At 42.9% G+C, this 13656-nt stretch carries 14 protein-coding genes; 1 reads left to right on the forward strand and 13 read right to left on the reverse strand.

The window, feature by feature from the left end:
- Positions 1-30 precede the first annotated feature (30 nt).
- Positions 31-399 (forward strand): hypothetical protein, encoded by a 369-nt coding sequence (locus ACQYAC_RS09445; protein WP_012011213.1) that lies wholly within the window; start codon positions 31-33, stop codon positions 397-399.
- Between the two features lie 47 nt (positions 400-446).
- Here the strand turns inward: ACQYAC_RS09445 and ACQYAC_RS09450 are convergent, their stop codons facing one another.
- The 13 genes from ACQYAC_RS09450 to ACQYAC_RS09510 form a co-directional block, all read right to left on the reverse strand.
- Positions 447-1082 (reverse strand): response regulator, encoded by a 636-nt coding sequence (locus ACQYAC_RS09450; protein ID WP_003213157.1) that lies wholly within the window; start codon positions 1080-1082, stop codon positions 447-449.
- On the reverse strand, positions 1079-2143 hold the full coding sequence (gene liaS / locus ACQYAC_RS09455) for a two-component system sensor histidine kinase LiaS (protein WP_058013713.1): 1065 nt from the start codon (positions 2141-2143) through the stop codon (positions 1079-1081). The genes ACQYAC_RS09450 and liaS overlap by 4 nt, the downstream gene beginning before the upstream one ends.
- Positions 2140-2904, reverse strand: a complete 765-nt coding sequence (gene liaF, locus ACQYAC_RS09460; protein ID WP_034620120.1) for a cell wall-active antibiotics response protein LiaF — start codon at positions 2902-2904, stop codon at positions 2140-2142. The genes liaS and liaF overlap by 4 nt, the downstream gene beginning before the upstream one ends.
- A gap of 30 nt (positions 2905-2934) precedes the next feature.
- Positions 2935-3804, reverse strand: a complete 870-nt coding sequence (liaG, locus tag ACQYAC_RS09465; protein WP_144461822.1) for a LiaG family protein — start codon at positions 3802-3804, stop codon at positions 2935-2937.
- A gap of 111 nt (positions 3805-3915) precedes the next feature.
- On the reverse strand, positions 3916-4581 hold the full coding sequence (gene liaH / locus ACQYAC_RS09470; RefSeq protein ID WP_058013711.1) for a stress responsive protein LiaH: 666 nt from the start codon (positions 4579-4581) through the stop codon (positions 3916-3918).
- A 15-nt stretch (positions 4582-4596) separates the two neighbouring features.
- Entirely contained in the window at positions 4597-4989 is a 393-nt protein-coding gene (locus ACQYAC_RS09475; RefSeq protein WP_058013710.1) for a hypothetical protein, read from the reverse strand.
- Between the two features lie 165 nt (positions 4990-5154).
- Positions 5155-5724, reverse strand: a complete 570-nt coding sequence (locus tag ACQYAC_RS09480; RefSeq protein ID WP_144461819.1) for a cob(I)yrinic acid a,c-diamide adenosyltransferase — start codon at positions 5722-5724, stop codon at positions 5155-5157.
- Between the two features lie 130 nt (positions 5725-5854).
- On the reverse strand, positions 5855-7135 hold the full coding sequence (locus ACQYAC_RS09485; RefSeq protein ID WP_429943170.1) for a heme ABC transporter ATP-binding protein: 1281 nt from the start codon (positions 7133-7135) through the stop codon (positions 5855-5857).
- Entirely contained in the window at positions 7132-8190 is a 1059-nt protein-coding gene (locus tag ACQYAC_RS09490) for a FecCD family ABC transporter permease (RefSeq protein ID WP_003212738.1), read from the reverse strand. Before ACQYAC_RS09490 ends, ACQYAC_RS09485 begins: the two co-directional genes overlap by 4 nt.
- On the reverse strand, positions 8156-9106 hold the full coding sequence (locus ACQYAC_RS09495; RefSeq protein ID WP_169055683.1) for an ABC transporter substrate-binding protein: 951 nt from the start codon (positions 9104-9106) through the stop codon (positions 8156-8158). Before ACQYAC_RS09495 ends, ACQYAC_RS09490 begins: the two co-directional genes overlap by 35 nt.
- A gap of 172 nt (positions 9107-9278) precedes the next feature.
- On the reverse strand, positions 9279-10670 hold the full coding sequence (locus ACQYAC_RS09500; protein ID WP_429943171.1) for a glycoside hydrolase family 28 protein: 1392 nt from the start codon (positions 10668-10670) through the stop codon (positions 9279-9281).
- 20 nt (positions 10671-10690) lie between these two features.
- Positions 10691-12184, reverse strand: a complete 1494-nt coding sequence (locus tag ACQYAC_RS09505) for a UxaA family hydrolase (protein WP_429943172.1) — start codon at positions 12182-12184, stop codon at positions 10691-10693.
- Positions 12181-13638 (reverse strand): tagaturonate reductase, encoded by a 1458-nt coding sequence (locus ACQYAC_RS09510; RefSeq protein WP_429943173.1) that lies wholly within the window; start codon positions 13636-13638, stop codon positions 12181-12183. The genes ACQYAC_RS09505 and ACQYAC_RS09510 overlap by 4 nt, the downstream gene beginning before the upstream one ends.
- Positions 13639-13656: the final 18 nt, after the last annotated feature.

Genomic DNA, 13656 nt, shown 5'->3' on the forward strand with positions numbered 1-13656 from the left:
TAAAATGGTAAGAAAAAAAGGGTGTCAATCATGAAACGAGCTTTACTTTCGGCCGGCATTCTATTTTTGATTCTAGGAATACTCCTGTTAGTCGTTGTATTCATGCAATCAAAAGAAGATTTCTTCATTGAAGCCGACAGCTTTTCAAGCACATTTTTGATCGTGATCTATTATGGACAAACCCCTGCGCTCCTTCTTATTGGAGGCGGTATATTCGTCGGACTTTCACAGATCATTGGTTTGCAAGAGAAAAAGGCAGCTTTGGCAAAGGAGAGCGTAAAGCTATTATCCGAGATGAAGAAAGCCCTAGAAGACAAATCGGCCGAGGAGCAGGAGGCTTTTCCAGTTCCTGAGCTCCATCAACTATCCGAACGTCCGATCACAGGACAGAAGGACTAAACTTACGCATGTTCTAGCAGCTTTCTTTTGAAAGCTGTTTTTTTATTTTATTGGATCAGCTTATGACGATGCGCATACACAGCCGCTTGCGTCCGGTCTTCTACATCGAGTTTGGAAAGAATGTTCGTAATATGTGTCTTCACTGTTTTAATTGTAATAAATAGTTCCTCAGCGATGACCTTATTCGATTTCCCATCGGCAATCAGCTTCAAGATTTCCATTTCCCTTGCTGTTAATGCATCATGAAGGATCGATCCATTTGAGGAATGACGAAGTTTATTCATCACCTTTCCAGCTACTTTTGATTCTAATCTTGGTTCGCCGATACTTGCAGACCGAATGGCATCTGCAATTTCTCCTGCCTTGGATGTTTTTAATAAATAACTTAACGCACCTGCCTCAATCACTGGATAAACTTTATCATCGTCAATAAAGCTCGTCAGAACGATAATTCGAGCATCTTCAATTTCCTGACAAATTCTTTTCGTTGCTTCGATGCCATCCATGCCTTCCATGACAAGATCCATTAAAATGACATCTGGCCGTAATTCAACTGCTAGCTCTACACCTTTTTGTCCATCTGACGCTTCACCAATGACTTCAATATCAGCCTGTGCCTCTAAAAAAGCAGCAAGCCCCATTCTCACCATTTCGTGATCGTCAATTAAAAGCACTCGAATCATCGAACGTTCTCTCCTTTTCCTTCATCAAAAATGGGAACCTTCACATCAATTTGTGTTCCTTTTCCTTCAAATGACATAATCTCTGCGACACCGCCTACTTCACTTGTTCTTTCACGAATTGATTCCAGTCCGTAGGAGGCCGTCTTCACATGATCGGTTTGAAAGCCGATCCCATTGTCGATAATCTTCAGCTGCACCTGCCGATTTCGAATGAGCAGACGCACCGTCACCTTTGTCGCCTTTGCATGCCTGAACACATTTGACAGGGCTTCCTGTACAATTCGGAAGAGGTGATCCTCTACTCCTTTTGAGAGCGGTACATCATCTTCTATTTCCCAATCAATATCAATCGGCTGCTTTGCTTGAAATTCATTTAGGAGTTCAATCAAGCCTTTTTTCAAGTCTTTTCCTTCAAGGGTGATCGGTCTGAGATGTAGCAAAAGCGCACGCATTTCATTCTGTGCATCGCCAGCCATTCGTTCGACTAAGCGCATCTGCTTTAAAATCTTTTCATCCTTTTCCTTCATGCCTTCAAGAATTGCAGAGGTCATCATTGAAATTGCAAACAACTGCTGGCTGACCGCATCATGCAGTTCTCGTGCTAGACGCTGACGTTCTTCGGAGACGACCGATTTTTTCATTTGCACCTGCCATTCTGCCCGCTCATTCGAGAGCTTTTGCAAAGAGGCTACTTGACCTTCTACTCGTTTCGCCATTTCATTTAATTGGTCTGCCGCTAAGCCAATTTCATCGTCGCCAAGAGACGGCAGTCTGTATGCAAAGTTCCCATTTTCAAACTTTAAAATCGACTCTACAAGCTGATCAAGACGCTTTTTATGCTGATAGCCAAATACATGTGAGGCAGAAACCCCAATGGCAAGACTAATGATCAGTAAAATACAAAAAAACGGAATGCCGAACCAGCGGGTAGAGAGGAGAATCATCGGATCAAGCTGATAATAAAAAAACATGGGCAGCATCGTCATGATGACAACACCAAGCGAGATCCCTACTCCAAGACGAATAGATTGCCACTGGATACCTAGATGGAGTTTTCTCATAAGTATCTCACATCCACATCTCCGATCAGTAAAGAGATGGAGATTTTCACTTTTCGTTTGCTCTCATCGTAATTATCGGTCATCACATACACTTTACTGCCGAATCCGCTTCTTTTTTCATCAATAATCTTCATATCACCAATGGCAGCCGAAGCACTCACACATACTTCAATATCCTGCGGCACGAAAATATCCACATCTCCGATGAGCCCGCTTATTACGATCGTGCTCTCTTCTTCTGCGATGATGGCCTTTGATAAGTCGATTTTGACATCGCCGATAAACCCTGAAATCGTCAGATCACTTAATTGAAACGGCTTTTTCATCAGTCTGACTTCACCGATAAAGAAGTCATGCTCCTTTCGCGGCTTTGTCTGGCTTTTTGTTTTCTTTTGCTCGCCCTCTTTTTCAAGATTGACTTTCAGAGAAGGCTTATCGCTCTCCGGTGCTTCCTTTTTATCGACATCAAAAACGGGTTTGTTTTTCAATAAGCGATAGCCGGCATATATCAAAAAGGCCGCAAATAAATATCCTGTGAGACTAAACGTAATATTGAGCAGGAATTTTAAAAAGAGAAAGCCGGCAAAAATATAGGAAACTGAACCGAGCCAACGTTTGGATCTTGAGTGCAGCCAATAGCCCGCAAGCGCAAAAAACACAGGCCAAAACAAATCGGCTCCGATCCCAATAATTTTGAGAAATAGATTAATACCAAAAATCACGACAATGATGCCTAAAATTTGATTCCTTGAAAAACGCAGTTGACTCGCCTCCTTCCTTTGTTTCGTTCATTACCGCAGCTTTAAGTTTCCACTTGTCATTTCAATATCGACTAAGTGTGTCCCTTTTCCCCGCGTGCCTGTAAAGCCTCGACCTTCACTATCTGCTTGATCAAAGTGATAGGTGTGATCGACACTTCCACTTGTTTTTTTCACTTGGACGTTAAAATCTCCTTCATCCGGCAGGTTAAATTTTGCGCTGCCTGATGTCATGTGAAAGGAGACAGGTGATTCAATGGTATCAAAGCTTGCCGTCAATCTACCACTCGTCATTTCTAGCTGCATTTCCCCTTTGACATCTTTAATATCGGCACGCCCTGAGGTTGCTCCAATATCGCTATTTTTCGCATCGATGTGAGACACAGAGAGTCTGCCAGATGTCGCTTTGATTTCGACATTGTTTGCTGAGAAATTCTCGGCATTGAGGTTTCCGCTTGTTGATTTGAGGATCACATCTTCAAGTGCCAGCTTCCCTTCGCCGTCAATCTCACTGACCCCGCTTCCACCCGTAATCTTCACATTTTTATGATAATCTGTTGGCATTTTGACTAAGAGTTCTCCTTTTTCAAATGAAGTGAAAAACAAGAATCCTTTATTTTCAGCACGGATGTTAAATGTACTGCCTGTTTGTTCCGCATACATTTTCCCTTTTCCACCTACGACCATCACGGAAATATCGGAACGATTTTCAGGCTGTACCTTCACGCGAAATCCAGAAAGAGAAATATCTAATTGATCAATTTCATCTTTTTTCGCTGAAGCTGTTGTGACTGGTTTTTCACGGGAGAAACTCAAATGAAAGAGATTTTCGTTTTTGAAAAGCATCCCAATCATTAAAAAGACACCTACGAGTATACAAATTAGACCAATTAATCGCTTCATTCATACCATCCCTTTATCTTCTGACCTTTTCATTATAAGGAAAAGCGAAACAGAAAGAAATCAAATATCGGAAGAAAAATCCTGCTTTTCTTCCGACCTGTCTCTGATTTCTTAGTTTGCTTGCTTCTGCTCAGGCTTCTTCTCCAGCTTGAGCTTTTGCCATTCTTTTTCAACCTCATCTGCATAGTCTAGGTGAGCATATGCCCCTTGATCTGCAAATTGTGCATAGCTGCCTGCTTTTGTCTCCATTTCTTCGATACGGTTCTCCATTCGAAGAAATTCTTTATATGCACTTTCACTATCTACTTTATTCATAGATTCGTTCATATGCTGCTTTGCCTGTGCGGCATTTGCTCTTGCTATGAGCGCCTGCTTCTTGTCTTTAATATCACGCAGCTTCGTTTCTAACTGCTGCAATTGCTCTTTTAGCTCCTTTAGTTGTTTCACAGATTGCTGATAAGCTTCCTGATATTCCAAATGCTTTTCTTCAAAATACTTCATTTCTGTGAGCGCTTTTCGAGCTAACTCTTCTTCTCCTGCGTGAAATGCCAGCTCAGCCTGCTTCTTTCTTTTTTCAGCAAATGCTTCCGTCTCTTCCGCTTTGCGCAGGAAACCTTGTTGAATCGTTTGCTGTTTGATGATCGCATGTTTCGCTTTGGCAATATCGTCCTCCATATCACGAACGTACTGATTTAGCATGACACGCGGGTTCTCCATTTTATCTAAGCCCTCATTGACCGTTGCAACAAACATATCTCTCATTCTTCTAAATACCATTTGAATTTCCTCCTCTTATTTTTTCTTTAAAAAGTCTTCCCATTCTTGATCAAATGACGTGTGCATAGGTTCTTCCATTTTCGGTGACGTGTTTGGCTCCATATATGATCTGCTTGATGATCCTTTTGCCACTTCACCATTGATCATCGTCCACCCGAAATAGAGAAGCCCCCCAGCTAGTGCGATTCCAAGGATAAATGGCAGAGCTTGCACAACGATCATGACACCAATGACTGCTAGAATGACGCCGAAGGTTTTACTGCCTTGCTCATATTTCTTTACACCTACATAGATGAGCCACGCCCCAATCAGAATCGGGATCAGCCCTCCTAGTGAACCACCGAAGAAGATGGATAGACCGACAAACATTAAAATCGAACCGATGATGGTTTTACTTGTTATTTTCATCTTCATGCCTCCTTTCTTGCTCCTTGCTTTTACTATAGTCAAAAAAGAAAGCTGGCAAAACGTGTCGCAGATTGATCTTTCATTGCGACCAGAGTCGTAACTTCGCTCAGACTGAGCGGTAGAATCCAATAAAAAAGCACTCTTCAATGAGAAGAGTGCTTTTCTTTATTTAGACCGAAATACGTTTGCACTTCGTTCATATTCAACATCCGCTTCACCGAGTCGATGATTCACGATTCGGGCGGCTGCAAATAAATAGTCAGATAGGCGGTTTACATATGTGAGCGCAACTGATGGAATCTTCTCCTGCTTCGCAAGCGTCACCATATGCCGCTCTGCTCTTCTGACGACTGTCCGCGCCACATGTAAGAGAGCTGCGCCTTCCTGGCCGCCCGGTAAAATAAACTTCGTGAGCGGCGCGGCTTCTTCTACATAGACATCCATTCTTTGTTCAAGGACTGCTACAGACGCTTCCGTTAATTTACCTTCTTTCGGTGGTTTCACTGCTGCTAAATCACCGCCGCAGTCAAACAGCTCGTGCTGTATCACAATCAGCTCTGACAAAATGTCTTGAAACAATTCGCCATGCTGACGTAATTTTGCATGTGCGAGTCCAATAAAGCTATTCGCCTCATCTAACGTGCCGTAAGCCTCTACTCTCACATCATCCTTATCGGCTCTCCCGCCGATCAAGCCTGTTTGACCTTGATCCCCTGTTTTTGTATAAAGTTTCATTGGTGTTCCTCCTTCTCTATTGCTTTGTCCTTTTAGTATAACCTGAAGTGAAAAGGATGTATTTGTTTAACTAAAGCACTGTGATGTTCATCGCATCATAAACAAAAAAAGCGAACCCTTTGGTTCACTTTCAAATGGCATTTAATGAATAAAGAAGACGGTGCACTTTCTGCTTTAATCTTTCGTGTAAATGCTCATCATCTTCTGTTTCTTGCATACCCGCAGCAGCGATACAAAGATGATGGATGGACATGCTCGTCTCCTGTTTCATCATATGGACAAGCTGCCCCACAAGCTGAACAGACGCTCCGTCTGATATAGACTCTTTCAGTACAAGCCAAATGGTCAGCTCTCCTTGATGACGCATGCCGTAAAGCACCATGTCGTCGTCTGTGTCTTCAGCAGCAAATTGTTTTGGTCCACTTGCTTGGTCGTAAAACAATAGTCCTTCCCGATCTTCCAGCTCATCTCGAAGCATCTCACTTCCCGTTCCGAGAGACCTTTTCCAAAAGAAGCCGCCCTTTTTCTGATGTGAGGAAAGGATGCGAAGCGGCTGTTTGAGGGAAAACGTCATTCCTTCTCCGCCATGCGTTTTCCAGCCATCCGCTAACTTTGCATTTGATGCTACAGAAGCCCCCGCAGGCTCAATGATCACCTGAGGGTTTGCCCTTCGCGGATGTTGGAGCGGTGTTACATTTGTTTCATATACACGGTTGATTCGCTCAGGCGTCAAGACGTGATGCGGCAGCCCTGCCATCTCTGCCTTTCCTTCATCAAGCAGGAGCAGCCGATCACAATACAAACTGGCGATGTTCACATCATGAAACACACCGATTACCGTCAGCCTAGAGGAAGTGGTCTCTTCTTTAATTAAATCAAGCAAGTCTTTTTGATAAGCCAAATCAAGAAAACTGGTTGGTTCATCCAGCAATAAATAGTCAGGCTGCTGGGCTAATGCCTGTGCCAAGTACACACGCTGCTGTTCTCCCCCGCTTAGCTCATGAATGGATTGATCCTTAAATTGTGCAACATCCGTTTGTTCCATTACTTTGTTGATGATCTGCATATCTTCTCGTGTAACAGATTGCAGCCATCCTTTTTGATATGGATAACGACCGAATTGAACCGTTTCTTCCACTGTAAATGAGAAGGCTTGGTCCGTTTTCTGCGGTAGAACAGCCATTTTTTGCGCAAGTGCCTTTGGACGGTAAGATTGAATCAGTTGACCGCTCAGGCGTATCTCACCACTGTCAGGTTCCAGCAGCCCAGAGATCATTTTAAGCAAGGTCGACTTCCCGCTTCCATTTGGACCAAGTATACCGAGAAATTCCCCTTGCTTTACCTCAAGACTGATGCCGCGTATGACCTCTTTCTCTCCATATCCACCTTTAATTTCCTTCACTTGAATCATAGATGAGTCCCTCCTCTATATTTACGAATGAGGATGATGCCGAATACAGGGGCACCAATTAACGCTGTGATGATGCCGATCGGTAATTCAGTCGGCTCAATGATCGTACGCGATAACACATCTGCTAAAACAAGAAAGGAAGCGCCATTCAGCATAGACAAAGGCAGGAGGTGCCGGTGGTCTGTGATAGCTAAGAGGCGAATAAAATGCGGAATCACAAGTCCCACAAATCCGATCGTTCCTGATACCGCTACCGCACTTCCAGTCAGAATTGATCCAGCAAGCAGCACGATATATTTGCTCCTTTTCACATGTACACCTAATAGCTTTGCCTTCTCCTCGCCATACGTCATAACATTCAAATCTCTCCCCATCAGCATTAATGCAAAGGTCCCAATCAGAAAGAAAGGAAGGAAAAGCACAATATAGCGCCAGCCCCTCATGGACACACTGCCAAGAAGCCAATGAATAATCTCTTTTAGATCATCACCCGTTAAAGCAATCATCAATGAAATAAGTGCGCCCAAAAAGGAACTGAAAATCACCCCTGTTAAAATTAACGAGGAGATGCTCATCCCCCGATGAACAAGACGTGCAAAAAAGAGGACGAGACATAAGGTCACAAGTGCTGTTGTCATACTGAAAAAAGGCAGTGTGAAACTGCCGAGCAAAGGGAGCTGCAAACTGAAAAATAGGGTCGCGACAGCTCCAACTGATGCACCTTGAGATACCCCCAGTGTATATGGGTCAGCAAGAGGATTTTTTAATAAGCCTTGAAAAGCTGCTCCAGATAACGCCAGCGCTGCTCCGACTAGTGCCGCTAATATCACTCTTGGCAGCCGGATATTCATCATAATATTGCGATCAATTGAATCTATTGTGCCTATCTGCACACCGAATAATTCGTGAACAAATATACGGAGAATAGAAGGAATGGGAATCCCTAAGCTTCCAAAGGAGATTCCCATTCCAATGCTCACCACAAGAAGTAAAGCACTTAGTGTGTATGCGATGATGAATTTATTTGAACGTGTCAGGATAGATGCTTTTCGCAAGAGCCTCGACTCCTTCAACCAATCGCGGTCCCGGTCTTGATGCGAGATCCGTATTCAATTGAAAGACTTGTTTTTCCTTCACTGCTTTGATCGCATTCCAGCCGTCTCTCTTTTTCAGATCAGCTAAACTGGAACCATCAATTGTGACGATTACGTCAGGGTTTCGTTTGATAATCGATTCTTCTGTCATTTGCACCCAGCCAGTTTGATCACCAGCAGCATTTTTCGCATGGATCACAGAAAGCATTTCGTCCATAAATGTATGAGTTCCTGTTGTATAAATTTCAGGAGTACCTGATACTTCAACAAAGACTGTTTTCTGTTTGTCTTTTGAGATCGCCTCTGCTTGTTTCTTGATGTTATTCAATTTTGCTTTCATCTCGTCTACAAGCTTTGTTGATGCTTCTTTTGCACCTGTTGCTTCACCAATCATATTGATCGATTTGTACACATCCTTAAAGGAAGTGGCATCATTTACAGTCAGTACTTGAATCCCTGCATCCTCTAGCTGTTTAAATCCATCTTTTGATCCCATCTGCGAGGCATGAGCTAGTACCAGATCAGGTTTTAAGGAAATCACCTTCTCGACATTGAATTCAAGTCCGCCAATTTTCTCTACCTTTTCAACTTCCTTTGGATAATTGTCAAAATCAGATCGTCCAACCATTTTATCTCCAAGACCAAGCGCATATGCAACTTCTGTATTACTTGGAATTAATGAAACAATTCGTTTAGGCTGTTCTTTGATTTCGACTGTTTTACCAGCTGCATCTTTAATCGAGACAGGAAATGCCGCAGCCGCTGTTTCGTTATTTTGTGAACTCTTTGCTTTATGGTCTGTTTCAGCACCTGCACATCCTGCTAAAACACCCATCACAAGCAGGAGCGATAGCCAAATGGCCGTTAACTTTTTCATGAATGAACCCCCTGATTTATGTACTGCTTGACGAAATCTCTTCCGTCAATTCTTTTCTAATTTCGGGAATATTATACTACAGTGCAGATAGGTTGTATATGTGATTTCTAAAAGCGTCTTTTTCGTTCTGATATAAGAAAAACAGCCTTTAAAAAGACTGTTTTTCACCCATCTATTTATTAATTTGTTCCCCATTGATGACGACTTTCTGAAAAGAAGGCGCTACTGCATGCTCCAAAGAAAGTGGATACGTCACGTGATCTATGACACAATTTTTCATGTTGAAATGGGTCACAGGAGAATGTGAGTAGGCGGCTATTTTCACACCATATCTTCCGCCGCTGCTTTTCAATCCTTCTACTTCAATATGACGTACAACAGGACGATGTGGACCCGCATCCCCTTCCTCATACATCATGTCGATACAGACCACTTCATGCTTTAGGCTTTTGACTGTGTTGTTTTTAAAGTAAATATGTTCAATGGTCCCGCCTCTGACAGAGTTGGTTTTAATCCGCAGTGCCCGGTCAAGGTTCGGACTATCCATTACATTATTCTCTGCATAGACATACCTTACCCCGCCAGAGATTTCACTCCCAATCGTCACTCCGCCGTGTCCATCACGCATCTCATTTCTACGAATGACAATGTTTTCAGACGGAACCCCTATTCTCCGTCCGTCCTCGTTCCTTCCAGATTTAATGGCAATACAATCGTCGCCATTATCAAAATAACAATCTTCAATGAGCACATTCCGGCAAGATTCCGGATTGACACCATCTGTGTTTGGTCCATGCCCAATAATATGGACTCCACGGACAATCACATGTTCACTCAGTACAGGGTGAATTTGCCACATCGGTGAATCCTTCACTGTCACTCCCTCAATAAGAACTTGCTGACATTGGTAGGGCTGGATAAAGCTTGATCTTAAATAATGCCCTTCTCCAAACTCTCTTTCTTCTACTGGTATTCTCTTTTCAGCCATGTCAAATAGAAGCTGACGATCCCGCTCTTGAGAAGGCTGGCCATTCGTGCCATATTTCCAAGGCCACCAATGATGCTCATCCCCTCCGCCATCAAGCGTTCCAGCTCCAGTAATGGCGATGTTTTCTGCATGGTGTGCATAAATGAGAGGTGAATAATTATAAAGCTCAACCCCTTCATATCTTGTCAGGACAAGCGGCAGATAATCCTTTGGGTTTTGGCTGAATGTCACATACGCTTTCTCATGCAAATGCAATTCTACATGACTCTTCAATTCTAGCGCACCTGTCACAAACGTCCCTTCCGGAATCAGCACACGTCCCCCTTTCAAACGGTGCGCATCATCAATGGCAGACTGGATCGCATCTGTTGAAAGCTCGATTCCTTTTGCATCTGCACCATAATGAACCACATTAAATTCACGATCAGGGAACAGCGGTGCTTTTATCTGTTTTAACACTTGATGGATTCCGTTTGCCTCTTTGTCTTTCTTCCCTTGCCTTGCTAAACGAGTGAGTCCAATCCCCGTAAGTACCGTTCCTGCTGTGATATACATCAAATCCCGTTTTCTAGACACATTATCATCCCCCAGTCGCCTTAAAGTGTGACACCTGTTTTGAAAATAGCCAGCTCTCTAAAATTGTTTTTTTCATGATTTAATAGCTTTCCGCTCGCCACATCAATGACCGTTGAAATGAATTTTTCTAACACAATATCTTCTAGTACATCTTCAAGCAATTCTCCCGCATTAAAGTCAATCCAATGTTTTTTTGTTTCATATAAGGCTGTATTCGTCGAGACTTTCATTGTTGGGACAAACGTGCCGAATGGTGTCCCTCTACCTGTTGTAAAAAGAACCAACTGACAGCCAGAAGCGGCAAGAGCAGATGAAGCAACCAAATCATTTCCCGGGGCACTTAACAAATTTAAACCCTTTCGCTTCAGCAATTCCCCATATTTCAATACATCTTGAATGTCAGAAGTTCCTGCTTTTTGTGTACAACCGAGAGATTTATCCTCTAATGTCGAAATTCCACCTGCTTTATTTCCCGGGGAAGGATTTTCATATACTGGCTGTAGATGATCCATGAAGTATTGTTTAAAGTCATTGATCATTTGCACAATATTGTCGAAAGTCGCTTCTGATTCCGCTCTCTCCATTAAAATCGTTTCTGCTCCAAACATTTCGGGCACTTCAGTTAACACTGTCGTGCCGCCTTGAGCAACAATAAAATCGGACAGCCTTCCTAAAAGCGGATTTGCGGTAATTCCGGAGAATCCATCTGATCCCCCGCACTTCAAGCCGATTTTCAGCTCAGATAACGGGATTTCTTCACGGTGATCTTCTTTCGCTGCCTCATAAATTTCCTTGAGTAAAGCAACTCCCGTCTCAATCTCATCTCCTACTTCTTGGCTTCTTAAAAATTTCACTCTCTCACGGTCATATTCACCTAATGTAGACTGAAAATGGTCAATATCGTTATTTTCACAACCAAGTCCGAGGACAAGCACTCCTCCAGCATTGGGATGCTTCACGGCATTTTGTAAAATGGTTTTTGTATTCTCATGATCGTCCCCAAGCTGTGAGCATCCGTAATTGTGCTTTAACACGAGAGCTGTTTCAAACGGATGGATGCTTCCGCCCATTTCAGCGGTAAAAATTTGAATGATTTGATCGGCGATGCCATTTACGCATCCAACGGTTGGGACAATCCAAAGCTCATTTCGAATCCCGCTTTCCCCATTTTTTCGTTTATATCCTTTAAATGTAAGGTTCTTTTTTTCATAGGGGTTATTTGTAAAAGAAGGCTCGTATTCATAATCGAGCTTGCCTGATAAATTGGTTTTGATGTTATGTGTATGCACCCACTCTCCAGCAGAAATGGCAGTCGTTGCATGCCCAATAGGGTAACCGTATTTCATGACATTCTCTCTTTGCTTGATATCAGCCAATGCAAACTTATGACCTTTGGCGATGGTCTCTTTTAAAATAACGGAATGATCTTGATGATGTAGCTCCTCCCCTTGTTCAAGTACTTTTAAAGCAATACCGACATTATCTGAAGGGTGAATCACAATAAAATCTTTCATGCCTTCTCCCCCTGACTTTCATATTGATGTTGTAGCATTCGTTGAACAGCCGCTCTCATCCCTTGCTCCCTTATGAGGGTAAGCTGGTCAGCTACAGCGTGAACCAAATCATTTATATCCGTTAAATTTCTCCCCCATAATTTCTCACATGATAGAATCTTTGCTGCGATCGTTTCATTAGATTGGTTCTCTTCTTCAAAGGCTTCCTTCATGAATGCCAGTACAGTCTCATCATCCTTTATCTTTTCTGCATGTGCTCTGTAAAAATAAATGAGGCTGCTGAGTGAAAACACGAGTTTCATTGGCAGCTGTTTCTTTTGCTCAACATAATCGAGCAATGACGGAAGAATACGGGTTCGAAACTTAGATACACCATTAAGCGCAATATCCAGCAATTGATGCTTCACAAATGGATTGCAAAAGCGATCCCAAACCGATTGTGTATAAAGAAGAAGCTCATCTCGAGAGAGCTCAAGCCCTGGCAGTACTTCCTCCTCCAACAGCCGCCGGATGAACGTGCCGACATCCTCATCATCCACAGCTTCTTTTACAGTTTCTACCCCGCATGAGTAAGCGATTGGCACCATTGCTGTATGAGCACCATTTAAAATCCGTACCTTGCTCATGCGATAAGGCGCAATATCCTCTACAAAAAGGACATTTAAACCTGCTTCTTGAAAGGGAAGCTCTTTTTGTACGAAGGCAGGTGCTTCAATAACAAAAAGGTGATAGTATTCTGCCGTGACAAGCAACTCGTCGATGTATCCCTCTTCCTTTTGGACAATTTCAGCTGCTTCCTTAGAAAACCCAGGAACAATCCGATCAACAAGCGTATTACAAAACGTATTGGCTTCCTTGATCCATGTGATAAACGCAAGCGGCAGATCCCACTCAGCTGCCATGTCTATCACATATTCCTTCAAGCGATCACCGTTATGTTCGACCAGTTCACATGGAAGGATGATCAGCCCTTTTTGTTCATCACCAGCAAATGCTTTAAACCTGTGATATAGGAACGCCGTCAGCTTTCCTGGAAAACTAGCTTGCGGTCGATCCTCCAAGCGATCGGCCTTGCTGAACATAAGTCCTGCCTCTGTCGTGTTTGAGAAGACAAAGCGAAGATCGGGGTTTTCAGCTACTTGTAAAAAAACATCATAATCCGGATACGTACTGATTCCTCTGCTGATCGATTGAATGATCATGCGCTCATTCATTTCTTGCTGGTCATGATAGCCCTGTATACATAAAGTGTATAAGCCATCTTGTTCATTTAAAGCTGCAACAGATCCTTTTCTCGGAGGAACAACTACAGCTCTTCCTTTAAAATCTGTGCAGTCGTTCAGCTTTTGAATGTGCCAATTAATAAAGCCTCGCATAAAATTCCCTTCACCGATCTGCAAAATCGTTTCCGGATACTCAGGCACCGGATATATCGTTTTTGATAAACGTTTCAAATGGATTCTCCTCTCTGT

It is taken from the genome of Bacillus sp. MM09(2025) (assembly GCF_050496725.1).
GTDB classification, from domain to species: domain Bacteria; phylum Bacillota; class Bacilli; order Bacillales; family Bacillaceae; genus Bacillus; species Bacillus pumilus.

What these genes read in the sequence shown, in the direction of transcription:
- ACQYAC_RS09445 (WP_012011213.1), top strand. Translation starts at nt 31, where the DNA reads ATGAAACGAGCTTTACTTTCGGCCGGCATTCTATTTTTGATTCTAGGA.
- ACQYAC_RS09495 (WP_169055683.1), bottom strand. Translation starts at nt 9,106, where the DNA reads ATGAAAAAGTTAACGGCCATTTGGCTATCGCTCCTGCTTGTGATGGGT.
- liaH (WP_058013711.1), bottom strand. Translation starts at nt 4,581, where the DNA reads ATGGTATTTAGAAGAATGAGAGATATGTTTGTTGCAACGGTCAATGAG.
- ACQYAC_RS09505 (WP_429943172.1), bottom strand. Translation starts at nt 12,184, where the DNA reads ATGAAAGATTTTATTGTGATTCACCCTTCAGATAATGTCGGTATTGCT.
- ACQYAC_RS09450 (WP_003213157.1), bottom strand. Translation starts at nt 1,082, where the DNA reads ATGATTCGAGTGCTTTTAATTGACGATCACGAAATGGTGAGAATGGGG.
- liaG (WP_144461822.1), bottom strand. Translation starts at nt 3,804, where the DNA reads ATGAAGCGATTAATTGGTCTAATTTGTATACTCGTAGGTGTCTTTTTA.
- ACQYAC_RS09475 (WP_058013710.1), bottom strand. Translation starts at nt 4,989, where the DNA reads ATGAAAATAACAAGTAAAACCATCATCGGTTCGATTTTAATGTTTGTC.
- ACQYAC_RS09480 (WP_144461819.1), bottom strand. Translation starts at nt 5,724, where the DNA reads ATGAAACTTTATACAAAAACAGGGGATCAAGGTCAAACAGGCTTGATC.
- ACQYAC_RS09485 (WP_429943170.1), bottom strand. Translation starts at nt 7,135, where the DNA reads ATGATTCAAGTGAAGGAAATTAAAGGTGGATATGGAGAGAAAGAGGTC.
- liaS (WP_058013713.1), bottom strand. Translation starts at nt 2,143, where the DNA reads ATGAGAAAACTCCATCTAGGTATCCAGTGGCAATCTATTCGTCTTGGA.